This is a genomic window from Sporosarcina sp. Y352 (genome assembly GCF_056786535.1).
Genome location: NZ_JBXCJE010000001.1, coordinates 341,272 through 365,427, shown reverse-complemented (window position 1 = coordinate 365,427; position 24,156 = coordinate 341,272). Strand labels below are relative to the sequence as shown.

The window sequence follows — 24,156 nt, the reverse complement described above, 5'->3', positions numbered from 1 at the left end:
TCCGTCGCTCTCCCAAGGAACACGGCAGGTAATTAATCACAATAGGATGCCATACTTGCCCCTCAGTAAAAGTGTCGTTATAATTCGCCGAAAATAGTCCAGTGAAAAAGGTGGTTTTAAAGCCCTGATGTTCCATGCAAGTAATCAACAGTTAAATCTTCAATACGAAATCTTTTCAGTGACCTATTTATCATCACTAACGTAAATCCTCCAAAAATTACAGAAACTTTACACAACTTTTACAGGGTTTTTACATGCTTGTGAGAAAATTGAGTATAAATTCCTGTGAGGTGCTTGTTGAGATGAGGCGAATGGTACAAGAAAAGGCTGTTTGGAGTAAAAGGATTAAATTTTTTAAAATGGGCTCGTCCCTTTTTAAAAAAGTGAAAAGGAAAGTCTTTTCATTAAGGCTAACAACCATCTCATTTAAATTGCGACTTCTAGGTGTAATTTTAGCTATCTTACTAGTATCTACCATTACGATAGGGTTGACAGCATATGAAAAAATGAAAACCAGCACGATTAATCTTGTATCTTCACACTTGGAACGAGAAGTGACAATTGTCAATGATATGGCGAAAACATTGATGTTAGTGCATGTAGGTAATCAAGAAAACTTTATGAAAGAGCTTGAGGGAGTCATAAAAAGGCAACATGTTTCACTAACGCAAGATGGTTATAATCCAACTATATTTTACGGTAAGGATGATCAACTGATCCCTTTTGCTGTTAATGGAAATTCAACTCTGAAGTTGTCTAATCAAATCGCAGAAAAAATTAGTAAAGAAGGAAAAGGTATTTTACATGAAACAATTCAGGGGAATCCATATACCATTAGCTTTTTCCGTATTCAAGAATTAGGCGGAGAATATGTTATTGTCGTTCCAGACAGCGATTACTTATCTGATACGAGAGAAATGAGTAAGGTAATTTATGTGTCAATCCTACTTGCATTAATCATTGCATTACTAGTCATTACACCAACGATTCACCGAATGACGAAACCAATAACTGTATTACAACAAAAAATGCAAATGGTCAGGGAGGGAGACTTAAGTGTCAACCTATCGATTCAATCAACTACACCCGAATTTCATTCCCTTATAAAAAGTTTCCAGATGATGATCAACAATATGTCTCAGATGCTAGTGGAAATTAAAAACACCAGTACACAATTAGCGCAGACCGGAAGTCACTTAAATGAGAATTCAAATACACTTCTAACGAAAAACGATTATTTAAAAGTTCAAGTTTCTGAGTTAGAGAAGATTGCATCGGAGACAGTTTCAGTTTCAGTATCTCAGCAACAAGCTTTTCAGCATATGAAAATGCAAATGGGTGTAATGTTCAATAAAATGGACGAAGTATTTCAAGTGGCAACAGTTACGGAGCAAGTCGTAAAAGCTGGAGAGGATTCGACAATCGAAGCTGCTAATAGTATGCATACCTTCTTTGATAGTATGAAAAGCGTCATTCAAACGATTGATGCTTTACAAAAAAAGTTCTTGTCTGTATCACAAGTTGTTACGACAATTGACAAAATTACGAACCAAACACGCATGCTTGCATTAAATGCGAAAATTGAAGCATCAAGAGCTGGAAATGCAGGAGCGGGTTTCATAGTAGTAGCGAACGAGGTACAACGTTTAGCGGAGCAATCTGCCAATGCAACAGAAGAAATAAAAGGAACGATTTCTGAAATGGAACAATCTGTTGATAATTCTACTGCTTACATAGAAAAAATGAAACAGAAAGCGACGGCTTTTGAGAGCATGACTTATGAAAATAGTAAGAATTTTAAAGAAGCTACAAATCATATTCGACTATTGGATCAAAAGTTGTTCATTATGAAAGAACAATTAGACTTATTGGAAAGCGGCCTACCCTTGTTGGAACAATCTACGCAACAAGTGGGAAATGTTTCAAAGAAAAATAAGAGTAATGCAGTGCTAATGATACAGGCGTTTCAGGAGCAAGTCGAAGCGATGCAAGAAGTTGAGAAAACGGGAGCAGAGCTATCCTTACTTTCAGATAAGCTATTGGAAAATGCCAATCAATTTAATACTACGAATTGAGACCGAAGTGTAAAATAGAATTGTACAGATGATTACAGCAACAAAATATAAGGGGGGCATACACGATGGCAGAACATCACTTTTATTTGAAAGCGGATTGGCCAGGTTTACGAAATGATATCGGAACGATTGATGCTGGGAATTTGAAGACAACAGTGTCAATACCTCCTGAAATGGATGGGCCAGGAGTAGGTACAAACCCTGATGAAATGTTATTAGGAGCAGCCGCCACATGCTATATTATTACGCTCGCTGCGATGATGGAACGCAGCAAGCTTGAAAAGGAAGCGTTGACAATGGAGTCTGTGGGAATTGTCGATGTAACAAACGGTGTCATTACATACAAAAAAATTATACATAAACCCCAAATCGTTTTGAAACTGGATGCGACTGAAAAGGATGAAGCACTTGCTTATAAACTTGCGGAAAAGGCAGAAACATCCTGTATGATTAGCCGGGCGATAAAAGGAAATGTTGAAATTGAATTGAAAGCGAAAGTGGTAAAATAAAATCTCCATTCACAACAGGGGGTGCTGACTTTGGTTCAGAGGCACCACTCGAAGCTTGGATAGCATAAACGTTCAATGCATATCCTGGAAATCCGTTGGTAAATTTGAAGAACTTGGCGTAAGTATGGAAGGTGTTAAAATTTGGTCTAGTTGTTCCGTAATACATTGATATCGATTCGATTGGAGACTTAATAGAATAAGGACAATGATGACTGAGACTCAGTTCCGTTTTGAAACGAACTGAGTTTTTTTGTTTTTTTTATAAAAGTATGTTAACTTTAAATCGGTACGTATAAACAAACTCTTCGGGGCAAGGTGAAATTCCTTACCGACGGTGATCGAGCATAGCTCGTAAGTCCGTGACCCGTCCTTCTTCGTTTAGGAAGGCGGTGGAGCTGGTGAAATTCCGGCACCGACAGTTACAGTCTGGATGGGAGAAGTGTTTTGGCTATACGTACTATGCTTGCAAGCTCTGCCCTTTCAAATAGTGAAAGGGGGAATGCAAATGGAACCTCAACATTATATGAGAGTTGCTCTTGAACTGGTGCGGACTGCACAGGGACAAGCCTCGCCGAATCTACTCGTCGGTGCTGTTTGCGCGAAAGACGGTCTGATATTAGGGACCGGTGCACATTTGCGAGCTAGAACACCTCATACAGAAGTGCAGGCACTGACGATGACAGGTTTGAATTCTGTTGGTGCAGATCTATATTTGGCACTAGAACAGTTTTTCCATAGAAGGAAAACACTTTCGTGTACAGATCTACTTAGATCGTCAGGAATTCAACGTTTCTTTGTTGCGTCTTTCCATCCGAATCCTTCCGTAAAAGGAACAGGAGTCGGGCTTCTTAAAGTAGCGGGAATCGAAGTCATCTCCGGCATTTTACAACAAGAGGCAGAGCAGTCAAACCAAGCATTTTTGTATTTCAGCAAATACGGGACACCATACGACACCTTGAAAGCCGCCGCAACTCTTGACGGTAGACTTTCAACGCAGAATGGGGACAGCAAATGGATTACTTCGGCTGCATTACGAACCGTAGTCCATCACCTCCGCAATATCCATGATGCTATTTTGGCTGGCGTACAAACCGTACTTCACAATAACCCTTTCCTCACCACCCGTTTGCCCCATGGTGGAAAGAATCCAATTCGAACTATTTTAGAACGGCATCTCAGGACGCCCAAAACGGCTAATGTCGTAACTGACTGCGCTACAGAAACAATTTTTTTTACACTCGATTTACCAGAGTCGGAACCTGCTTTTTCGAATATCCTCTCGTTTCAATTGAAAGGATCTCAGAAAATGTACCTTTTTTGAATGTAATTTTAAATCGTCTGGTAAAGATGAAGTTGTTTGTCGAAGGCGACAGCCGTTTCCTTTGCAGTTTCATCACTGAAGGCTTGGCGGATGAACTGTATTTGTAAATGGCACCGAGATTGACTGGCAATAGGCATCTATCTATGTGGACGACACGCAGAACAGGATGGCGGATGAGAATCACTCCGTTTTTTTAATGTGCAACAAATCGGGGACGATATTCGATTGCGTGCCAAGTTCCTGAAGGAGGATTGACTATAATTGTTTACTGGAATTATCGAAGAAATAGGAACAGTTTCAGCGGTCAGACCAGGATCGAATTCAATGCAACTATCAATTCGTTGCGCTAAAGTGCTGAGCGATGTTAAAAAAGGCGACAGTTTGTCAGTGAACGGTGTCTGTTTGACGGTATCGGACTTCTCAAGTAATCATTTTTCTGCCGACGTCATGCCTGAAACAGTCAAGGCGACAACGCTTCATGCATTGCGAACGGGAAGTCCCGTCAATCTTGAGCGTGCAATGGCGGCAGATGGTCGATTCGGTGGTCATATCGTCAGCGGACATGTTGATGGCACCGGAGAAGTCGTGTCAGTAAGACAAAAAGAAAATGCCATTTATGTTGAAATCAGTGTCGAGCCTCAATTGTTGAAGTATTTCATCCCGAAAGGTTCAGTAACAGTGGATGGTACTTCGCTTACTGTCTTTGGTGTGACAGAAGAAAGTTTTATCATCTCACTAATTCCGGTTACACAAGATGACTCAATCATCGGTCGGAAAAGACCAGGGGATAAAGTGAACGTAGAATGCGACATGCTTGCAAAATATATTGAACGGCTTATGACTACTACTAACAAAGAGAAATCAACTGGCGGTTTAACAATGGATACACTTGTCGCAAGCGGATTCCTCAGTTAAGGAGGAAAAAAGATGTACACTACCGTAGAAAAAGCAATCGAAGATCTGAAAAAAGGAAAAGCGATAATTGTTGTTGACGACGAGGATCGCGAAAATGAAGGGGACTTTGTTGCGCTTGGTGAATTTGCAACGCCGGAAATGATTAATTTCATGGCGACTGAAGGTCGTGGATTGATTTGCGTGCCGATAGATGAAGAGAAATCCCAACAGCTTGATCTTGGACTTATGACAAATAATAATACCGATGTAAACGGAACAGCTTTCACGATAAGCATCGATCACGCGCAGTGTCACACTGGTATTTCTGCATTTGAACGATCAGAAACCGTGTTGAAGATGCTGGGGAGTGAAGCCAGACCGACTGATTTTACAAGACCTGGTCATATTTTCCCATTGATTGCCAAGGCTGGCGGTGTCTTAAAAAGGTCAGGTCATACAGAAGCTGCGGTCGACCTTGCGAAGCTTGCTGGGTCAGAGCCGGTGGGCGTGATAGTTGAAATTATGAATGTCGATGGAACGATGGCTAGAGGACCACAGCTAAAAGAAATCGCGGATAAATATGACCTTGTAATTTTAACGATTCAGGAACTGATTGCTTATCGCCGAAAAACTGAAAAACTTGTCGAGCGTATCGTGGATATTGATTTGCCGACGGATTATGGTGATTTCAAAGCAGTCGCTTTTAAAGAAACAGAAACCGGGCATGAACATATTGCTTTGATAAAGGGTGATATTGAAAATGCTGAAAATGTACTAGTCCGCGTTCATTCGGAATGTTTGACAGGCGATGTCTTTGGCTCATGCCGATGTGATTGCGGCCCTCAACTTCAGGCAGCACTCACGCAGATTGAAAAAACCGGAAGAGGCGTCCTGCTGTATATGCGTCAGGAAGGGCGGGGCATCAGTCTTGTCAATAAAATGAAAGCATACAAGCTACAAGAAGAAGGATACGACACGGTTGAGGCTAATGAAAAATCAGGATTCCCGGATGACCTCCGAGATTACGGAATCGGCGCACAAATCCTACGGGAACTCGGTTTAACAACCATTCATCTTTTGACGAACAACCCGCGTAAAATCGCCGGTCTGGGTGGACATGGCTTGGAAGTAACGGAGCGTATTCAAATCGAAATGCCAGTAAAAGAATCAAATAAAGCGTATGTGGACACAAAGAAAAGTAAAATGGGCCATATACTAAATAGTTGAGGGGGAAATAATAATGGGAACAATTTATGAAGGACATTTAATTGGAACAGGGCTTAAAATTGGTATCGTCGTTGCTAGATTCAATGATTTCATCACTGGTAAATTATTGAGCGGAGCGGAAGATGCATTGCATCGTCACGGAGTGGATGAAAGTGATATTGCTGTTGCGTGGGTACCGGGTGCTTATGAAATCCCGCTAATCGCGAAGAAAATGGCTGCTTCCGGTAAGTACGATGCTGTTATCACACTTGGCACAGTCATACGCGGATCAACACCGCATTTCGACTTTGTTTGTAATGAAGTTGCTAAAGGAGTCGCAGCCATCAATCTGCAGGAAGGCATCCCAGTCATCTTCGGTGTCTTGACGACGGATACAATTGAACAAGCAATTGAACGGGCAGGAACGAAAGCTGGAAATAAAGGATGGGATTCAGGGAATTCTGCAATTGAGATGGCGAATTTGTTGAAACAGATTTAATTACTGATAAGTGAAGGCTCAGTATCCGATTACCTGGATACTGAGCCTATTTTGTCTTTATTTTAGTATCTGTGACCAGAAGTCTCGCTAATTTCGCTTGGAATAGTTATGATAGAGGGAGTTGTTATTTTATGAAATGAGGCGATTTACATGAGTGAACAATCAAATGTTAGACTTCCTGAAAAAACATGTTCGATTGAGAGGCTTGTTACGATTCCAAAAGACGTTGAGAAAGTGATAAATGGCGAAAAGACGGCTACACGTCGTAATGGTGTTTATGCAGATCTTGGTGAAATAATGGTACTCGAAGGTAAAGAGTTCAAAGTAGATGCAATATATTCACAGACGCTTGGTGAAATGACGGACGAAAATGCAAAGCAAGAGGGCTACACATCGATGGAGGAATATAAACAATCCATTCTTGCGATGCATGATAAAATGCCATGGATACCGACGATGAGCGTATGGGTGCATGAATATAGCCCCGTGGCGAAATGACGTTCTGAATGAATTCGGGAATCTATGGTGCGATTGTCTTTCTGCACGTTATCAGTGCTGTCCTCGCCATAGGTCCATTATTTATATTAATGCCGATTATTAAGCGATTGCGTGACGTTGAAACTGTAATAGAGGAAACTTATTTATCTGTTATCAACGTCATCATCCGCATCGTCATGCATGCAGGACATTCTCTTGTCTACACCGGTGCCCTCTTATTAATATTTGGACCTTGGCCATGGTATACATCATGGGTAATTTTGACGCTTGCAGTAATGCTTTTATCTGGAGTTTTTCTGGCCAAAGGATTTACAATTGTCTTACGGAAATTTAAAAATCCGGATACTGATAAAAATAAAGTACTTAATCGTTTGAATACAACTTCTTGGATATATATTGGTCTTATGCTGATTATGCTTTGGCTCATGGTTCAAAAACCGATGCTTTGGTGAATATGAATGAGAAGTACTCTTCATACATAGAAAAGGACATGCATTTTAGCTGATGCATGTCTTTTTTGTATTTATAGTGAGTTGCCTGAATAGATTCAATTTGAAAGGGTGCCTGTTACCGGATTAAATCACCATACCGTTCTGAAACGAACTTCAAATCCTGTAAAAATAATGAACGTAAGTTAGGTCGACGTCTAACAGCAAGTGGATGGTAAGCGGCGGCCGTCTGAAATCCTCGTACATCATGCCAACTACCCCGTAATGACTTCACATCGACTTCGGTATTTTGAAAAAAAGATTGGACCGCCACATTTCCCAAGCAAAGAATTAGACTGGGCTTCTTTTCTGTAAGCTGTTGATCTAAATGTTGCATACAGATTTGACGGGTTACCTCTTTTTCATAGGCGCGCACGGGTTTTCTTTTCAAGATAAAAGTGACATACAAATCATCTAATTTTAAGCCTGCCTCACGGGCAACTTCTTGTAGAGTTTGCCGCGTCCCGCAAAGAAATTCCTCACCTTCACGGTCCTCACGTGCTCCTGGATTATCTAGAATAATCATAATGGGCGCATTCGGATTACCTTCACCCCAGACCATCCGTGTTCCGTGTTCATATAAACCGCATAACTTACAATCTACAAGCTGATTAGGGGTTGGTTCCTCCGTCAATGTTTTTGGACAAAAGTCAGATATGGTTTTCATCTCCCTTTACTGGTCAGACTCAATCTTTAAAGCTTTCCTCTAATCAATGGATTTCAAACTACGCTACAGTGTACTGGTCGTTTATGGTAAAATTGGAGTAAGATTTTGAAGAAACTAATTACTGTGAATGGAGTTGGTGGGAATGGAATTGAAGCAATTTGTAGACGTGAATGAATTCGCATTAAAAGCGGAACCGACTTTATTTAAAGAAGAAGATGTCTACAGTCTTTTTCTTGGTGTGTTGCATGCTATCAAAGCAGGAAGGTATGAAAACCCCTTCATGGCAACAATTGAAGAGGATGGGGAAGTGCTAGCACTATTTCAAATGACACCTCCGCATGCTTTAAACCTTGTTTTTACTGATGAAGACAGGTTGGAAGAATGTATGGATTTGTTAATTAGAGAATTAATGGAACTTGGAACCGAAATTAGTTCTATCATTAGTTTGAAACCATGGGCATACTTTTTTGCAGAGAAATGGGAAGCAAAAATAGGTATGACTCATAAATTGTTGATGGATCAAGGAATATACCGACTGGATAACGTAAATGAGTCATTAAAGCACAGCCCGGGTTCCTGGCGTTTTGCAGATAAAGATGACTGTCCGCTAATTGAAAAGTGGTACAGTTTGTTTGAAGAAGATGCAGAATTACCATCTTCAGCTGAAGCAGATGTAAAAAAGAGAGTTGCATCATTTGTAGAAGAACAGGAAGTGTTTTTGTGGGAGGATGACGGGAAAGTCGTATCAATGATGAAAAAAGCGCGCCCGACAAATCATGGCGTTACAGTGTCTCTCGTATTTACACCTAGGGAAGAGAGGAAAAAAGGCTATGCCCGGACGATGGTTGCTACTGGAACAAAAGAACTTCTTAAAGAATATAAGTTCTGCGTTCTTTATACAGATTTATTGAATCAGACATCGAACAAAATCTATCAAGAAATTGGTTATCAACAAATTGCAAATTCTGTTCAGCTTGGTTTTGTAGGGGGATAAATGTGAAATTTAGCATTGCCGTATGATAGTACCTTATTAAGTTGAAATAAAAATTACCAATTTAATGTGCTATAGGCGATAGGTTCTAAAATATAGCGTCATCTATACATTTTAATAGTTGGAGTATTTAAAGATAATTGTATTTGATGATAAATAAGTGTGGAAGTTGAAAGGAGTAGTAAATTGTTAAGTTATTATAGTAGGTTATCTTCTGAAGTCTATGATTTAGACAAACCTATAGGGCATTCATTCGGGGATGTGGAATATTATTTAAATAGATTAGATTCTTGCACAGGACGTATTCTCGAACCCGCCACCGGTACAGGTCGAATCTTGATACCACTTATGGAAAAAGGATTTAAGGTTGATGGATTTGACAGTTCGGCTGATATGTTAACTATCTGTCGTACCAACTGCGAAAAAAGGGGTCTAACCCCTAACCTTTTCGAAGGAGAAATGGAGTCATTTTCACTAAATCAGAAATATGATGCCATAATTATCCCTGCGGGTACATTTTTGTTACTGCATAAAAGAGAAGAGTCTATTGAAGCGTTGAAAAACTTTCACCATCATCTTGCAGATGGTGGAAGGTTAATTGTTGATTTATTTATGCAGTCCGATGTCACGATAGGCAAAGTCTCGACTAGAACTTGGGAATGTGCAAACGGTGATAGTATCACATTGGAAAATAAAACTGTGGAAATTGACTATATCCATCAGTACTCAATAGCGCATGGGCGATATGAGAAATGGCGTAACGGTACGCTTTTACAAACCGAACTTGAACGATTCCCTTTACGTTGGTATGGAATAGAAGAATTCAAGCTAATCTTAGAAGACATAGGGTTTGAAAATATTACAATTTCTTCGGACTATAATTTTGGGGAGTATCCGGTGAACCCAAAACAGGCAATAACGTTTGAAGCTGTGGCTAATAAAGAGTAGATACTATCTTTGTGAAATAAATTGACCATACATTATACGGGGAGTTGACTTTATGTATCGTAAATTCTTTAGGAGGGATCCATCTACCACTCAAAGGGGAAACAAACATCGGGATATCGGATTATTGCTTTCCCTCGCACTTTTTTCATTGCTGATTGCAGCATGTTCGGTAACGGAACCAGAAGACAAAAATAAGGTTGCCATTCAAACTGTACTTGAACATGAATTTACTGCTCCCGACAAAGAATTTACTAGAATTTTTAACGGTTTGATAAAACAACAACGCAACAATCCGGATACACCGCCGGATGATACAGAGTTCACCAACTATCTGGAGAAGATATACGGACCGCATTTCACCGAATTAGGATATGACAGACACATTCTAATTTACCCTTTGAATTATCAAGTTGCAGCTGATAACTCAGGCTATCAAATTACTGTCGACAAGATTGACGTGGAACAAAGCGAGGATCGGGCCAGTGATTACGGCTTTACGGTTCATGTAAAGTATAAAAAAGAGGGCGGCAACAAAAAGAAAGCCGAGATAACGGGCCTTGCGGTATTACCCGAGGAGGGTAAAATAGGAGAGATTCGCTATAATCAGGACTATGGTGAGCTCGAAAAAATCATAAAGGGTGATTTTTAACGCACTACAAAGAAGGGCAGAGATGTTATGACAATGAAAAAAATGCAGTCGAAAATAACCTCCCTGCAAAGTGGAAAAAGAGATTCCGTGTGAATGGAATCTCTTTTTTTTATGCAGTCAGTTATCTCAGCTTATCGTTCAAGACGCTATCACCTAGGACAGAAAATTTATCTCCATATACCTTCGTGATATGAACATCTCCCCATGCACATAGCGCATCCAAAATGCTCCCTAAACTTAAACCATATTCACTTAGCTCATACTCCACTTTCGGGGGAACCTGGTTGTATGCAATCCGGTTAATAACGCCATCCGCTTCCAGTTCACGCAATTGTTGCGTTAACATTTTTTGCGTAATATCAGGCATGAGTCGTTTCAGTTCATTGGTTCGTTTTTTACCATGAGTTAAATGGCAGAGGATGACACATTTCCACTTTCCGCCAATCACTTCTAATGTCGCTTCGACAGATATATTATACTTCTTTTTTGTCATTATAATCCTCCTCTATAGGAACCTAAAAGTACCTATATCACTAATTGGTACCTACAGCACTTTAAAGTGCGTACTTTTCTTTATGACCCTTGTGAATCATACTAACATAAGCGGTGGGTTACACGATATGAATTTTAGCTCTTCGTCGATTTAATCATATAACGTGAGAATAGAAAGGAAAGGAAAAGAATGACTTTAGATAAAAAGAGAAGTATGTTTGCACTGCTTGCCTTAGCTGTCAGTGCATTTGCAATTGGAACAACGGAGTTTATCAGTGTGGGGCTATTGCCGCTGATTTCTCAAGATCTCGATATATCGGTTACAACAGCTGGGCTGACTGTTTCGCTCTATGCACTAGGCGTAATGATTGGTGCGCCAATTTTAACGTCACTCACTTCTAGAATGCCGCGGAAATCATTACTGCTGTGGATTATGGTAGTCTTTATTATAGGGAACGGCATCGCGGCAAGTGCAACAAGTGTTTCGGTCTTACTGCTTGCCCGTGTCATTTCTGCATTTTCACACGGTGTATTTATGTCGATTGGATCGACGATTGCCGCTGACGTTGTTCCCGAAAATCGCAGAGCAAGCGCAATTTCAATCATGTTTACAGGACTCACAGTTGCTACGATTACAGGAGTTCCATTCGGTACATTTATTGGACAGCAATTTGGTTGGCGCTATGCTTTTGTGGCAATCGTAATTATAGGGATTATAGGGTTAATTGCGAATAGTATTCTTGTACCATCCGATTTACGTCAAAGCAAACCCACATCTATTCGGAACCAAGTCAAGCTCGTGACAAATAGTCGGATATTGCTAGTATTGACGATTACGGCACTTGGGTACGGAGGAACATTTGTCGTATTCACATACTTATCACCGATGCTTCAAACGATAACAGGATTTAAACAAGGAACAATCGTGATGATTTTACTTGTTTATGGAATCGCGATTGCAATCGGTAATATGATAGGCGGAAGACTATCAAATAAAAACCCGATCGGTTCGCTATTCTATATGTTTATCGCCCAGGCAATTGTGCTTATTGTTTTGACGTTTACGGTACCATTTAAGGTCGCAGGTCTTATCACAATAATTTTGATGGGCTTATTTGCATTTATGAACGTTTCGGGACTTCAAGTGTATGTCGTCATGTTAGCCGAACGTTTTGTGCCAGGTGCAGTAGACATTGCCTCCGCAATGAACATAGCTGCATTTAATGGGGGAATTGCAATAGGTGCCTACACAGGGGGAGTAGTAACAGATTCGATTGGGCTCATTCATACGGCTTGGATTGGAGGGACAATGGTACTGATTGCCGCACTATTAACAGGAATCAGCGGAGCACTGGAAAGGAAAGATCAGTAAAAACTAGGCACATCCTGAATAAGGGAGCAATTTTAGACGAGAAATGATTGCAATATAGTGGTAATTACAACATTGGAGGGAATTGAATTATGAACAACTTACAATCAACAACAACATTGCAAAATGGCGTGAAAATGCCTTGGTTGGGTCTTGGGGTATTTAAAGTTAAAGAGGGACAAGGACTGGTGAATGCAGTGAAAACTGCAATTACACATGGCTATCGCAGTATCGATACAGCCGCGATTTATGGCAATGAAGTCGGCGTGGGACAAGGTGTTCGTCAAGCAATGGCGGAATCTGGAGTTGCAAGAGAAGATCTATTCATCACATCAAAAGTCTGGAATTCAGAGTTGGGGTACGAAACGACAATCGCAGCTTATGAAGAAAGCTTAACTAAACTAGGTGTAGAATATTTGGATTTATACCTAATTCATTGGCCAGTAGCTGGTAAATATAAAGAAGCATGGCGCGCAATGGAAACCCTTTATAAGGAAGGTCGGGTTAAAGCAATCGGTGTAAGTAACTTCCAGATTCATCACCTGGAAGATTTGATGAAAGATGCGGAAATTAAACCGATGCTAAACCAAGTGGAATATCATCCACGTTTGACACAAAAAGAACTGCATGCATTTTGCCGACAACATGATATTCAATTGGAAGCATGGTCTCCGCTTATGCAGGGAGGGTTGCTCGATAATACGGAACTTCAAGAAATTGCCGATAAATATGGTAAATCCATAGCCCAAGTCATTTTACGCTGGGACTTACAAAATGGCGTTATCACAATTCCGAAATCTACGAAAGAACATCGCATCGCCGAAAACGCTACCGTGTTCGATTTCAAGTTAACAGCAGAAGATATGGCATGCATCGATAGTTTGAATAAGAATCATCGAGTTGGTCCAGACCCGGATAACATTAAATTTTAATATGAATTAACATAAAAGTAAGGGATCAAAACTACACAAGTTTTGATCCCTTACTTTGGTAATTAGATGAGTGGAAATAGTGAATACGGTGTATAAACTGTGCATAGGCTCCATTCAAGGGCAGCCAGAGCCATTCCTTAGCGCAAGCGAAGTTAAAATGATTCTATATTTCAACAGACACAATAATCATTAAGAAAATAGACCGAGTTTTTCAATCCTTGCAATCGCTTCAACTATACGATCTTCTTCTACTAATAAGCCTACGCGTACATAACCTTCGCCATGTTTTCCGAAGGCGTGCCCGGGTGCAACGGCAATGTCCGCTTTATCCAATAGTAAATTGGTTAAAGACTCACTTGTATATCCTATTGGAACAGGCAACCAAGCGAAGAAAGAAGCTGTTGGGGCAACGACGTCCCAACCGATTCGTCTACATTCGGAAATTAGGACATTTCTGCGACCTTCGTAGAGGGATACGAGTTCATCTACACAATCTTGGCTTCCTGTTAACGCAGCCGCAGCCGCGCGCTGAACAGCCGGGAAAATATCAATGAATAGATGGTCTTGTAATAAGTTGATTGCTTCTATGATATCGGCATTACCGATAGCGAAGCCGACCCGCCAACCGGCCATGTTATAGGTCTTTGACAACGTGTACGTTTCAATGCCAACGTCTTTTGCGCCTTCCGCCTGTAGGAAACTGACAGGCTTAACGCCGTCAAAACCGATTCCACCGTAAGCGAAGTCGTGAAGGATGGCAATATCATTGGCTTTTGCCAATGCAACCGTTTCTTCGAAGAAAGGTATATTGGCAGTTGCGCTGGTTGGATTGTTCGGGTAGTTCAGATACATTAATTTTGCTTGTTTTTTTTGTTCTTCCGTTAAGGCATTATAATCAGGTAAAAAATCATTCTCGGCTACCAATGGCATTAAATCATATTTAATGTTTGCCAAGCTTACACTTGATAAATAATCGGGATATCCAGGATCCGGAAGCAAAAGTAATTCACCTTCGTTCATTATGGCAAGCGGTAACTCAACCAAGCCGGGTTTTGTACCAAATAGAATTGCGACTTCTGTTGTCGGGTCAATTTGAACATCGTATTCTCGCTTATAAAAGTCGGCAACCGCCTGTTTTAATTCGGGCGTTCCTCTGAACGGGGAGTACCCGTGTGTTGCTGGATCTTCAACCGCTTCTTGAAGTGCTTTTACAATGTGAGGTGGAGTAGGTTGGTCGGGGTTACCACGCCCCAAGTTAATAACGTCTCGACCTTCCGAAAGAGCTTCTTCAACATTTCTTACAAGTGATGCGAAAAAGTGCGGCGGTAAGTTTTTTAATCGATTTGATAGTGCCATTTAATAACCCCGTTTTCTATATAGTAAAAAACTATTATTTTAAGGTTAGTATACATGGAATGCAACTTAATTGACAATACTTCCGAAAAGGATAGCATGATGATAGGTTGACAAATTAATTAGAAATGACTACTATTAATGGTATATCATCAAAACAATAATATAATGGTACTTATCAAGAGAGACTGAGGGATAGGCCCTATGACGTCCAGCAACCCCTTGTGTAAAGCAAGGAAGGTGCTAACTCCTACAGAGTGAACTTCATTCTGAAAGATGAGCTGAAACCTTTTTCGGTGCTTCTTTCTTATTATGAAAGAAGCATTTTTATATGGTCAGGCATCCAGAGATTTCATACTTCCATTTAAAGAAAGAGGAGATTTATATGATACAAATACAAAACGTGTCGAAAGTATATACAACAAAAGAGAGAGTTGTTACCGGCGTTGATAATGTGTCGTTAGACATAAACACAGGAGAGATTTTCGGAATCGTCGGTTACTCGGGCGCAGGGAAAAGCTCACTTATCAGATGCCTCAACTTATTGGAGAAACCAACGAGTGGAACGATTTTAGTCGACGGTTTAAATCTGATGAATCTAAAAGGAAATAAACTTCGTCTGGCGCGTTTGAAAATCGGAATGATTTTTCAGCACTTTTATTTAATCAGCCAAAAGACTGTATTTGAAAATATTGCATTTGCATTACGAGCTGCAAAAACATCTCCCGATAAAATAAATACACGGGTGACAGAGTTGCTTGAAATGGTCGGCCTTTCTGATAAGCGTGACGTCTATCCTGCACAGTTAAGTGGTGGCCAAAAGCAGAGAGTGGGCATTGCTCGTGCGCTCGCGAATAACCCATCCGTTTTGCTTTGTGATGAAGCAACTTCCGCACTCGATCCGAATACAACACTATCAATCTTACGGCTTTTGAAAAAAATCAATAAGGAATTGCGTATTACAATTGTTCTAATTACGCATGAGATGAATGTAGTGAAGGAAATTTGCGATCGAATGGCGATTATGCAAAATGGCAAAGTGATTGAAGAAGGACAAGTATATGATATCTTTTCAAACCCTCAAGAAACATTAACCAAGGAGTTTATCAGTAGTGTCGTATCGTTTGATGTTCCATCAGCAATATTGAGTAGGTGTACGGGACAACTCGTTAAAGTTATGTTTAAAGGGGATGTGGCGGGCGAGGGAATTATCTCAGATATGGTCCAGCAATTTAGGGTACAAGGTAATTTCCTTCATGGCTCGATTGAATATATTCAAGAAATGCCTCTAGGTACTTTTTTAATGGAACTTAAAGGGGAAGATGACGAAATAGAAAAGGCCATTGCCTATATGTCATCGCGGGCTGCCCAAGTGGAGGTTATTGAATATGGGAATTGATATTCAACATGTTATGGAGTTAATGCCTGATATTACGAAAGCATTTGGTGAGACGCTTTATATGATAGGTATTTCTCTTGTCATCGCGCTGGTTATTGGACTGCCGTTAGGAATCCTATTGTTCACCACGGAAAAAGGACTGTTTTTAGAGAACAGGGTATTGAATTCAGTTCTCGGTTTTATCGTCAATATGGTCCGTTCTGTTCCGTTCATTATTTTACTAGTCGCGCTGATCCCGTTGACTATTTTAATAGTAGGAACTCCGATTGGTCCTGGCGCAGCGAGCGTTTCGTTATCTGCTGCTGCGATCCCGTTTTTTGCTAGAATCGTGCAGACTTCGCTACGTGAAATTGATAAAGGTGTCATTGAAGCTGCAATCGCGGTAGGTGCGACGCCATGGATGATTATCAAAGATGTGCTACTGCCGGAAGCGAAAACAAGTATTATTCAAGGTGTGACAATGACAGTCATTAGTTTAGTCGCCTATTCGGCGATGGCAGGCGTTGTCGGCGGTGGAGGAATCGGCGATTTAGCAATCCGGTTTGGTTATTATCGTTACGACAATACGATTATGGTTGTCACTGTCGTGATATTAATAATTTTTGTACAACTAATTCAATTTGCAGGAGATCGTATTTCAAAAGTTGTTGATAAAAGATGATAGGGAGAGAAAAAATTATGAAAAAGTTTCTATTTGTTGTAGTAGTCCTTATACTTGGAACAGTGCTTGCCGCTTGTGGTGGTAAAGAAGAAGTATCTGATGATAAATCCTTGAAGCTTGGTTCGACTGCAGGACCGTACAGCGATATGTTAAAAAAGGCGATTATTCCCGGACTTGAAGAAAAAGGATATAAAGTGGAACTAGTCGAGTTCAGCGATTATATTCAGCCGAACAACTCCTTAGCAAGTGGTGATATTGATGCAAACTTGTTCCAGAACACGACTTACTTGGAGAATGTTGTGAAAGAAACTAAAGCGGAATTGTCACCACTGATTATCGTTCCAACAGCTCCAATGGGGATATTCTCCAATAAATTCAAGTCTATCGAAGAAATTAAGGAAGGCGCAAAAATTGCCATTCCAAACGATCCTGTCAATGGGGCTCGTGCTCTATTAGTGTTACAAGACGTGGGTCTGATTGAATTCGATCCTAATGCAGAAGTATTAAAAGTATCCGAAAAGGATATCACAATGAACAAGAAGAACTTAGTATTTCAACCTATCGAAGCGGGACAGCTTCCACGCTCCCTTGATGGCACTGATTTAGCAGCCGTTCCTGGAAACTTCGCACTTGCTGCAAGCATGAATTTATTGGATGCGTTGGTTCTGGAAGATATGCTTGATATTTACAGAAATGTTGTTGCAGTAAAAACGGAAAATACCGATAAACAATTTGCTAAAGATATTATTGATATCGTAGAGTCAGCAGAATTTGAAAAAGTGATTGATTCGGATTTTGAAGGTTTTGGTAAACCCGAGTGGATGAAATAAGAATTTCAAAATAGATAGCAAAAAGCTGGCGAGACCATTACGGTTTCGTCAGCTTTTTTTTGAATTTATTGTGAGACATTCGCCTTTTCATTTGCTTCGATATCTTGCGTCAAAACGATGAGTTCATCAATCAAATCACCGATGTAAGCAATTGTGTCACGTAATGGTTGTTCTGTTGTAATATCCACACCTGCCAATTTTGAGAGTTCAGCAGGTGATTTTGTACCGCCCGCTTTGAGGACATCCAGCCATTCATCGACAGCAGGTTGACCTTCTTTCAAAATACGTTTAGACATTTGTGTGGAAATCGTAAGTCCAGCACTATATGTGTATGGATACAAGCCCATGTAATAGTGGGGCTGGCGCATCCATGTTAGCTCGGCACCTTCATTAATCTCTACAGTGTCCCCCCAGAACTCTTCAAGGACTCCGCGTTTAAAGTTATTTAAGACACCCGCATTGACACTACCACCTGAATCGATGCGTTCATACACTTTTCTCTGGTATGCAGCTTCCAATAAATGTGTCACGAAATTGTGATAATACGTGCGTGCAACGATGGATGAAATGACCCAACGTTTGAATTTGAGATCATCCGAGTTTTTTAACAAATGGTTTGCAACAAGCATTTCATTCATCGTTGAAGGGGCCTCGATGAAGTACATGGATGGACGTGCATTGAATACATTCTGCTCACGATTCGCATTATAGAAATGACCTGCATGACCAAGTTCGTGAGCAAGTACAAATACGTCTTCCATGCTACCGGTCCATGAAATGAGAATATATGGGTGGTTACCGTAGGGGCTCGAACAAAAAGCACCCGTCGATTTACCTTTGTTCTGAGCAAAATCTATCCATCGTTCATTATACGAACGATCCACCATGTTAACATAGTCTTCGCCCATGATTGCAAGAGCGTCATCTATATACTTCTTCGATTCCTGAATTGTGATCTTCGGCTCATAAGTCGGATCAAGTGGAACTTTCAGATCGGCAAAAGTCATTTTATCAAGTCCGTGGACTTTTTTTAGAAGGTTTGCATATTTACGCATATGAGGTGCAAGTTCATTCGTGATCAAGTCAATTTGACGGTCATACATGGATTTATCAACTTCTTGATTGAATAATAAGTAGTCAAAAATCGTGTCATATCCACGTAAATCGGATGTTGTTTTTTCTGTTTGAAGATGCATATCGTACGTTTTTGCTGTTGTATGCTGGTAGTCTTTTAATTTTGCAGAAAATGCGTCAAACGCAGCGCGGCGCTTGTCCGTGTCTGCTTCCGATTCCCAGTCACCTTCGAACGATACATAGCTTAATGGATACATTTTTCCATCGACTTCAAAATCATCAAACGACATGTCGACCATTTTCGTCGTATTATACAAGCCGTAAGGAGCGTTGAATGTTGATGAATACGCAGCCAATGTTTTTTCAACCTCAGGATGCAATTGGTACTTCTTTTTACGGATTAATTTCTCCAAATAATTTTTGAACACATCAGATTGTTTCATTGCATTTTCTAATACATCGACAGGTAAGAGGGAAAGTTCGCTGTCAATGAAGGAAAGTTTACTGTTCATTTTTGCCGCAGTAGAACCGAATTTACTTGAACGCATTTGTGCTTCATCATCTGTCTGATCCGTACTGAACGATAAACTTGTATACGTACCGACAGGAACAATTTGTTCGTAAATTGCTGCAAAGCCTTTGAGCGCATCATTTACAGAAGCGGCGTTCTTAATATTTCCTTTGAATTGTTTAACGTATACTTCAACGTTCTTTTCTAACTCGATTATTGCATTGTTATATGCTTCTTCAGTTTTGAAAAGATCCTCTAAATTCCACGTTTCTTCTTTCGGTACATCTGAACGCAGTGGCATACTTTTAACCAATCGAATCACTCCTTTTTATTACGGATGTCGAACTAAATATTAGTATATAGGAGAATTGATAATAATAAAAGATTGAGTCTATATTTTCTTAACCTTCAGAAAGATAAAAGCGTTACTTTGAAAGCCTTTGAATCTCATCGGTTACGACAAAAGCAAGTTCATCATTGCCGAAAAGCTGCAATACATCGAGCATTGTTTCATTGTCAATGTCTATTTCTTCTTCAAATTTTGCTTCTTCTATTATTTTTTTCATCGTTTCGTTTTCTTGTTGCTCTGGATAAGCTTTGCCATACAGTACATGTGGATTTAAGTCGTTATTTGAACACCATTGCAAAAATAACCTGATCATCAGCTGTTCATCCTGCTGATATTTCTGAATGACTTGATCATCGATACTTTTAAATTCCATCACGGAAATACACTCCTTTTTTAATGCCTATTAACAAGTATATACGATAGCTGAAACATTCAACGAGTAATATACAATTGTATTAAAAACGATAAGCAAGTCAACAAAAAAAGGACAAGAAAGTTTCAGGTTTCTTGTCCTTGCAAATTACCTATTTTATAAATAACTGAACTAACCAGTCAACATCTAGTGGTCCGTCAACGACTTCGTAATAGAGTAATGAGTTTTGGATGATTAAATTCTCATTTAGGATAATCGTAATTTCGTTACCGTCTTCATCTTGTAACATAATGCTGTACTCTTCGATATTGTCCTCAAGTCTAATATCTTCCGGCTTCAATTTCCGAATTTTATAATCTTGGAGAAAGTCGAGCAAACTTTCAATCTTATCTTCGTCTTTGGTATATTCGATATTGTAGCCGAGTGGAGAAGCTTTTGTTAGTATAAGTGAAGTGAAAGGGTTTTGAATAGTGTCAAGAAGTACTATAAACTCCTTGTCATCGTAATCGTGGAGGGACTGGACCATTGCGTAAGTTCCACCCATCATTATGGCAAGCAGTATAAGTCCTCTAATTATCATCTTCAATTCCTCCTGTAACTCGTTTATGTAGTATACGCAGACGATTGTGTTTTGAATAGTAATGTGACCAATACTATTATGCTTATTCATACAAAAAGGTTAATAGAAGGGAGTGTGAGCAATTGTTTTTGAAAAGAATTACGCTAATGCATGATGAAGGAAGTTCACTAGATGAGTATCCTTTTTCAATTCCATCTATTCAATCAATGTCAAAACTGGATTTAAAGAAAAGCGTTACGTTTTTTGTAGGAGAAAATGGGTCGGGTAAATCAACGTTACTTGAAGGGATTGCAGATTTATGCGGATTTAATTCAGCGGGTGGCGGAAGAAATAATAGTTACGATGTAGACGCATCTGAAAGTGCGATTAGTGAGTATCTACGCTTGTCGTGGATGCCTAAAGTGACAAAAGGGTTCTTTTTACGGGCCGAATCTTTTTATCATTTTGCTTCACATATTGACAGTTTAGGAGCAGCCGCGCTTGAGAGCTATGGCGGTAAGTCTCTACATGAACAGTCACATGGGGAATCCTTTCTGTCATTATTTTTAAATCGTTTCAATGGAAAAGCCGTTTATCTGTTGGATGAGCCCGAAGCCGCATTATCACCGCAAAGGCAGTTGGCATTTCTGCGTATCATGCATGATCTTGTCCAAGAAGAGGAATGTCAGTTTATCATCGCCACTCACTCACCAATCATTTTAGGCTATCCTGATGCAACCATTTTGAGTTTTGATGATGGAGTGATAAAAGAAACGGAATATGAAATGACAGAGCACTATCAGATTACAAAATACTTCCTTGATCATAGAGAAAAGTTTTTAAAAGATATTTTGAATGATTGATTACTTATCAGAATGTTATAATTAATATGGAATGGGGGAGGTTGGAATAATGGAGACGAAAAGAGAAGTAGTAAATGCAATACAAGATAACTATCCTGATGATTTTGCTTGGTGTTTTGGTTGCGGTAGATTAAATGAAGACGGTTACCACTTCCGTACAGGTTGGCTGGGGGAGGAGACGGTAACTTTTTACGAACCGTCACCAAAACATATTGCAATTCCAGGGTTTGTCTATGGGGGACTTATTGCTTCGCTTATTGACTGCCATGGGACGGGCTCGGCTGCGCTTGCCTTGCACCGGAAAAACGGTAATGAACCGGAGAGCGAAGTAGAACCACCACGTTTCGTCACTGCATCATTGAACGTGAATTACTTAAAACCTACTAAACAAGGAACATTATTAAAAGCGGTAGGTAAAGTAGAAGAAATCCATCCAAAGAAATTTAAGGTATCAGTTGAGGTTTTAGCGGACGAGTCACTTGTTGCAACAGGAGAAGTCGTTGCAGTTGTCATGCCAGCCACCTTTGCACAATAATCATTAAAACAATAATAGTACATGCTGATTGCCATTAGGCAGTCGGCTTTTTTTCGTATTAGTATATAAATAATTAAAGAGTATTGAAAATGAATGCCAAATGAAACAGTTGGGTAGACTGATTTCAGCTCCTTATAATTATATAGAACAAGATAGGGGGCAAGGAGGGAAATGAAAATGAAGACAATAGTCGAAATCCTCGCAACCATCTTACTCGTTGTTATTGGAGGAAAACGCGAGAGCGACTTAATCACCATGAAACGTTGATAGAAATGCCGTTGTAATTGACGCTTTGCATATCTAAAGTAAGAAGCCAAAAGAACAAGCCAAATTGAGTATTCAAACTGGCTTGTTCTTTTTCTATGCTTCAACTATCGGGGTGAGCGCCTTGGTTTGATCTATAAATATAAATGCATCATATCGATTTCCCATTTGGGAAGGAACATAATTTCCGTATGCCTCATTCTCAGGGTTGTAAACGACTCCAATTGCTCGATGACCAATCCAGCTGATGAAGTGTTCCTTGTTTTCTTCGTCAAAGATAAATAACTTATCGAATGCTCCTGTTTGATGTAGCAAAGCTTCCCAAGAATGTTTTCGTGCAGGAGGTACATTTATGACTTTATATGGGACACCCCACTCCTCGGCTGCAATGACAGTGCCCTGGTGTGTACCGAACCCCACCGCGTAGACTTCGTCATCTTTATACTGTTCGCGGAGCAATTGACCGACATTCAGCATTCCATCGTCTTGCATTGTTGTGGCACGTGCGTCTCCGATATGTGTATTATGTTCCCAAACGATTATTTTGGAATTTGTTCCGTAATAATTTTTCACTTCATTAATTACATTCACCATATGTTCGTCGCGGATATTCCAGGATCGTGTATTGTCTTTAATCATGGTGCGGTAATATTCCTCAGCTTTATCAACAATAATTGCGTTCACTTTTAAATTCAAATCGGCTTCATTGGTTTCATCGTAGTTTTTTATATTCGAACGAATTGACGATAGTAATTCGCTAACTTCATTAGTACAGACTTGTGAAAAATGTGCTGTGGAAATTGCATAATGATCCGGCATACCGTTAAAAGGTTCAAAACAGGCAAAAGCTTTCTTCGCAAGCTTAAGGTCCGCACCGTCAGGATTAGTATCTGTTAGATAACGAATAATTTCTTCCATTGATTCCCATAGGCTATATATATCAATGCCGTAAAAACCCACTTTTCTATCCGGGTTTTTATTGTTATTATGCGTTTTTAACCATTCAACAAAATCAGCTATATCTTCATTAGCCCACATCCAAGTTGGCCATCTTTTAAATGCTTTGACAATTTCTGTTGGAGTTGCATCACTTTCGCTGTAACCCTTTATATATTGGTTGACTATTTGTGCAGAAGGCCAATCACCTTCCACAGCAATGGCTGTAAATCCTTTTTGCTCAATCAACTTCTTAGAAATTTCCGCACGTATTTTATAGAATTCAGAAGTACCGTGACTCGATTCACCCAATAGTACAATCGAAGCATCTCCAATTGCATCGATTAGAGTGGCAAATTCCGGATCCGAATCCATTGGAATTGCATATTTTATCACTGCTTCTTCGAGTGTATATTTCAACATTTTGCCCGCCTTTCTTGCAATGTATTATAAAAGTATGCCCCGAAATTTTTATAGTACCCTTATTTAAGTTGAATAAAATAATTAACTTTCTTGTGACTGACAATTCCGATAATGTACAATGGAACTAACAATATGGTAAAGGGGGATTTATATGCTAGAAGGAGTCATAATTGTTGGGCTTGTCATGTGTGTACCGATTATTGCTATTGTTACTGATCACCAGCGTCGTATCGTCAAAATAAAAGGGGAGTTTATGCGCGATGAAATTGAATTGGAAAAACTGAAACAGCAAAACTATATCATGGAAACAGAAAAGATGAAGATAGAATTGGAACGGATGAAACTGGACTATACAACAGGGAGCAGTGAAATAATGAAAGTTTAAAAATAGTAGAAAAAGCGTCGTTACGAGTATGAGCGAAGATAAGTTGAATCCTCCATACAATGATTTAATAGGTGATATTCTAAAGGAATATACAAAATGTGGC

General features: G+C 39.8%; 26 protein-coding genes and 2 riboswitches. Of the genes, 19 read left to right on the top strand and 7 right to left on the bottom strand.

Going from position 1 to position 24,156, the window contains the following annotated elements:
• The first annotated feature begins 311 nt into the window (after window positions 1–311).
• The 8 genes from AC1TO6_RS01900 (at window position 312) to AC1TO6_RS01865 (ending at window position 7,454) form a co-directional block, all read left to right on the top strand.
• A complete protein-coding gene (locus AC1TO6_RS01900) occupies window positions 312–2,075 on the top strand; it encodes a methyl-accepting chemotaxis protein (RefSeq protein WP_482099908.1) in 1,764 nt (587 codons plus the stop codon).
• Window positions 2,076–2,140: 65 nt separating this feature from the next.
• The gene (locus AC1TO6_RS01895) at window positions 2,141–2,584 is read left to right on the top strand and encodes an OsmC family protein (RefSeq protein ID WP_482099907.1); all 444 of its coding nucleotides are present in this window, start codon (window positions 2,141–2,143) and stop codon (window positions 2,582–2,584) included.
• A gap of 297 nt (window positions 2,585–2,881) precedes the next feature.
• Window positions 2,882–3,030: riboswitch (FMN riboswitch) on the top strand.
• Window positions 3,031–3,089: 59 nt separating this feature from the next.
• Window positions 3,090–3,905: a bifunctional diaminohydroxyphosphoribosylaminopyrimidine deaminase/5-amino-6-(5-phosphoribosylamino)uracil reductase RibD gene (ribD, locus tag AC1TO6_RS01890; RefSeq protein ID WP_482099906.1), complete on the top strand. Its 816-nt coding sequence runs from the start codon at window positions 3,090–3,092 to the stop codon at window positions 3,903–3,905.
• 261 nt (window positions 3,906–4,166) lie between these two features.
• Entirely contained in the window at window positions 4,167–4,820 is a 654-nt protein-coding gene (gene ribE, locus AC1TO6_RS01885; protein WP_482099905.1) for a riboflavin synthase, read from the top strand.
• A 12-nt stretch (window positions 4,821–4,832) separates the two neighbouring features.
• On the top strand, window positions 4,833–6,026 hold the full coding sequence (locus AC1TO6_RS01880; protein ID WP_482099904.1) for a bifunctional 3,4-dihydroxy-2-butanone-4-phosphate synthase/GTP cyclohydrolase II: 1,194 nt from the start codon (window positions 4,833–4,835) through the stop codon (window positions 6,024–6,026).
• A 13-nt stretch (window positions 6,027–6,039) separates the two neighbouring features.
• Window positions 6,040–6,504: a 6,7-dimethyl-8-ribityllumazine synthase gene (gene ribH, locus AC1TO6_RS01875; protein WP_482099903.1), complete on the top strand. Its 465-nt coding sequence runs from the start codon at window positions 6,040–6,042 to the stop codon at window positions 6,502–6,504.
• A 150-nt stretch (window positions 6,505–6,654) separates the two neighbouring features.
• Window positions 6,655–7,002 (top strand): ASCH domain-containing protein, encoded by a 348-nt coding sequence (locus AC1TO6_RS01870; RefSeq protein ID WP_482099902.1) that lies wholly within the window; start codon window positions 6,655–6,657, stop codon window positions 7,000–7,002.
• 8 nt (window positions 7,003–7,010) lie between these two features.
• On the top strand, window positions 7,011–7,454 hold the full coding sequence (locus AC1TO6_RS01865; RefSeq protein WP_482099901.1) for a hypothetical protein: 444 nt from the start codon (window positions 7,011–7,013) through the stop codon (window positions 7,452–7,454).
• 115 nt (window positions 7,455–7,569) lie between these two features.
• On the opposite strand, the gene AC1TO6_RS01860 is transcribed toward AC1TO6_RS01865, so the two are convergent.
• On the bottom strand, window positions 7,570–8,148 hold the full coding sequence (locus tag AC1TO6_RS01860; RefSeq protein WP_482100114.1) for a uracil-DNA glycosylase: 579 nt from the start codon (window positions 8,146–8,148) through the stop codon (window positions 7,570–7,572).
• 151 nt (window positions 8,149–8,299) lie between these two features.
• On the opposite strand from AC1TO6_RS01860, the gene AC1TO6_RS01855 reads away from it, so the two are divergent.
• The 3 genes from AC1TO6_RS01855 to AC1TO6_RS01845 all read left to right on the top strand — a co-directional run bounded on the left by AC1TO6_RS01855 (window position 8,300) and on the right by AC1TO6_RS01845 (window position 10,745).
• Window positions 8,300–9,151, top strand: coding sequence for a GNAT family N-acetyltransferase (locus tag AC1TO6_RS01855; protein ID WP_482099900.1), 852 nt, complete (start codon window positions 8,300–8,302; stop codon window positions 9,149–9,151).
• 183 nt (window positions 9,152–9,334) lie between these two features.
• Window positions 9,335–10,096, top strand: a complete 762-nt coding sequence (locus AC1TO6_RS01850; protein ID WP_482099899.1) for a class I SAM-dependent methyltransferase — start codon at window positions 9,335–9,337, stop codon at window positions 10,094–10,096.
• 52 nt (window positions 10,097–10,148) lie between these two features.
• Window positions 10,149–10,745 carry a hypothetical protein gene (locus AC1TO6_RS01845; RefSeq protein ID WP_482099898.1) on the top strand — a complete coding sequence of 199 codons (597 nt, stop codon included), beginning with the start codon at window positions 10,149–10,151 and terminating at the stop codon, window positions 10,743–10,745.
• A gap of 121 nt (window positions 10,746–10,866) precedes the next feature.
• On the opposite strand, the gene AC1TO6_RS01840 is transcribed toward AC1TO6_RS01845, so the two are convergent.
• Window positions 10,867–11,238 carry a winged helix-turn-helix transcriptional regulator gene (locus AC1TO6_RS01840; protein ID WP_482099897.1) on the bottom strand — a complete coding sequence of 124 codons (372 nt, stop codon included), beginning with the start codon at window positions 11,236–11,238 and terminating at the stop codon, window positions 10,867–10,869.
• A gap of 189 nt (window positions 11,239–11,427) precedes the next feature.
• Here AC1TO6_RS01840 and AC1TO6_RS01835 point away from each other — a divergent pair, with 189 nt between their 5' ends.
• Both AC1TO6_RS01835 and AC1TO6_RS01830 read left to right on the top strand, forming a co-directional pair.
• Entirely contained in the window at window positions 11,428–12,609 is a 1,182-nt protein-coding gene (locus AC1TO6_RS01835; protein WP_482099896.1) for an MFS transporter, read from the top strand.
• Window positions 12,610–12,695: 86 nt separating this feature from the next.
• Entirely contained in the window at window positions 12,696–13,538 is an 843-nt protein-coding gene (locus AC1TO6_RS01830; RefSeq protein WP_482100113.1) for an aldo/keto reductase, read from the top strand.
• Window positions 13,539–13,727: 189 nt separating this feature from the next.
• Here the strand turns inward: AC1TO6_RS01830 and AC1TO6_RS01825 are convergent, their stop codons facing one another.
• Complete coding sequence (locus AC1TO6_RS01825; RefSeq protein WP_482099895.1) at window positions 13,728–14,894, bottom strand: aminotransferase class I/II-fold pyridoxal phosphate-dependent enzyme; 1,167 nt, start codon at window positions 14,892–14,894, stop codon at window positions 13,728–13,730.
• Between the two features lie 169 nt (window positions 14,895–15,063).
• A riboswitch (SAM riboswitch) is annotated at window positions 15,064–15,174 on the top strand.
• Window positions 15,175–15,276: 102 nt separating this feature from the next.
• On the opposite strand from AC1TO6_RS01825, the gene AC1TO6_RS01820 reads away from it, so the two are divergent.
• From AC1TO6_RS01820 to AC1TO6_RS01810, 3 genes are read left to right on the top strand one after another with little or no spacing between them, the layout of a single operon-like run.
• The gene (locus AC1TO6_RS01820; protein ID WP_482099894.1) at window positions 15,277–16,290 is read left to right on the top strand and encodes a methionine ABC transporter ATP-binding protein; all 1,014 of its coding nucleotides are present in this window, start codon (window positions 15,277–15,279) and stop codon (window positions 16,288–16,290) included.
• Window positions 16,280–16,951: a methionine ABC transporter permease gene (locus AC1TO6_RS01815; protein ID WP_482099893.1), complete on the top strand. Its 672-nt coding sequence runs from the start codon at window positions 16,280–16,282 to the stop codon at window positions 16,949–16,951. Before AC1TO6_RS01820 ends, AC1TO6_RS01815 begins: the two co-directional genes overlap by 11 nt.
• A 17-nt stretch (window positions 16,952–16,968) precedes the next feature.
• On the top strand, window positions 16,969–17,781 hold the full coding sequence (locus tag AC1TO6_RS01810; protein WP_482099892.1) for a MetQ/NlpA family ABC transporter substrate-binding protein: 813 nt from the start codon (window positions 16,969–16,971) through the stop codon (window positions 17,779–17,781).
• 65 nt (window positions 17,782–17,846) lie between these two features.
• On the opposite strand, the gene pepF is transcribed toward AC1TO6_RS01810, so the two are convergent.
• From pepF to AC1TO6_RS01795, 3 genes are all read right to left on the bottom strand, one after another.
• Window positions 17,847–19,667 (bottom strand): oligoendopeptidase F, encoded by a 1,821-nt coding sequence (pepF, locus tag AC1TO6_RS01805; RefSeq protein ID WP_482100112.1) that lies wholly within the window; start codon window positions 19,665–19,667, stop codon window positions 17,847–17,849.
• A gap of 124 nt (window positions 19,668–19,791) precedes the next feature.
• Window positions 19,792–20,088 carry a hypothetical protein gene (locus AC1TO6_RS01800; protein WP_482100111.1) on the bottom strand — a complete coding sequence of 99 codons (297 nt, stop codon included), beginning with the start codon at window positions 20,086–20,088 and terminating at the stop codon, window positions 19,792–19,794.
• A gap of 151 nt (window positions 20,089–20,239) precedes the next feature.
• On the bottom strand, window positions 20,240–20,668 hold the full coding sequence (locus tag AC1TO6_RS01795; protein WP_482099891.1) for a hypothetical protein: 429 nt from the start codon (window positions 20,666–20,668) through the stop codon (window positions 20,240–20,242).
• A gap of 122 nt (window positions 20,669–20,790) precedes the next feature.
• Between AC1TO6_RS01795 and AC1TO6_RS01790 the strand changes: the two genes are divergently transcribed.
• Window positions 20,791–21,510, top strand: coding sequence for an AAA family ATPase (locus AC1TO6_RS01790; RefSeq protein ID WP_482099890.1), 720 nt, complete (start codon window positions 20,791–20,793; stop codon window positions 21,508–21,510).
• Window positions 21,511–21,559: 49 nt separating this feature from the next.
• A complete protein-coding gene (locus AC1TO6_RS01785; RefSeq protein WP_482099889.1) occupies window positions 21,560–22,045 on the top strand; it encodes a PaaI family thioesterase in 486 nt (161 codons plus the stop codon).
• A 360-nt stretch (window positions 22,046–22,405) separates the two neighbouring features.
• Here the strand turns inward: AC1TO6_RS01785 and AC1TO6_RS01780 are convergent, their stop codons facing one another.
• Window positions 22,406–23,668, bottom strand: a complete 1,263-nt coding sequence (locus AC1TO6_RS01780) for an erythromycin esterase family protein (protein ID WP_482099888.1) — start codon at window positions 23,666–23,668, stop codon at window positions 22,406–22,408.
• Between the two features lie 151 nt (window positions 23,669–23,819).
• Here AC1TO6_RS01780 and AC1TO6_RS01775 point away from each other — a divergent pair, with 151 nt between their 5' ends.
• Window positions 23,820–24,053, top strand: coding sequence for a hypothetical protein (locus AC1TO6_RS01775; RefSeq protein ID WP_482099887.1), 234 nt, complete (start codon window positions 23,820–23,822; stop codon window positions 24,051–24,053).
• Window positions 24,054–24,156 lie beyond the last annotated feature (103 nt).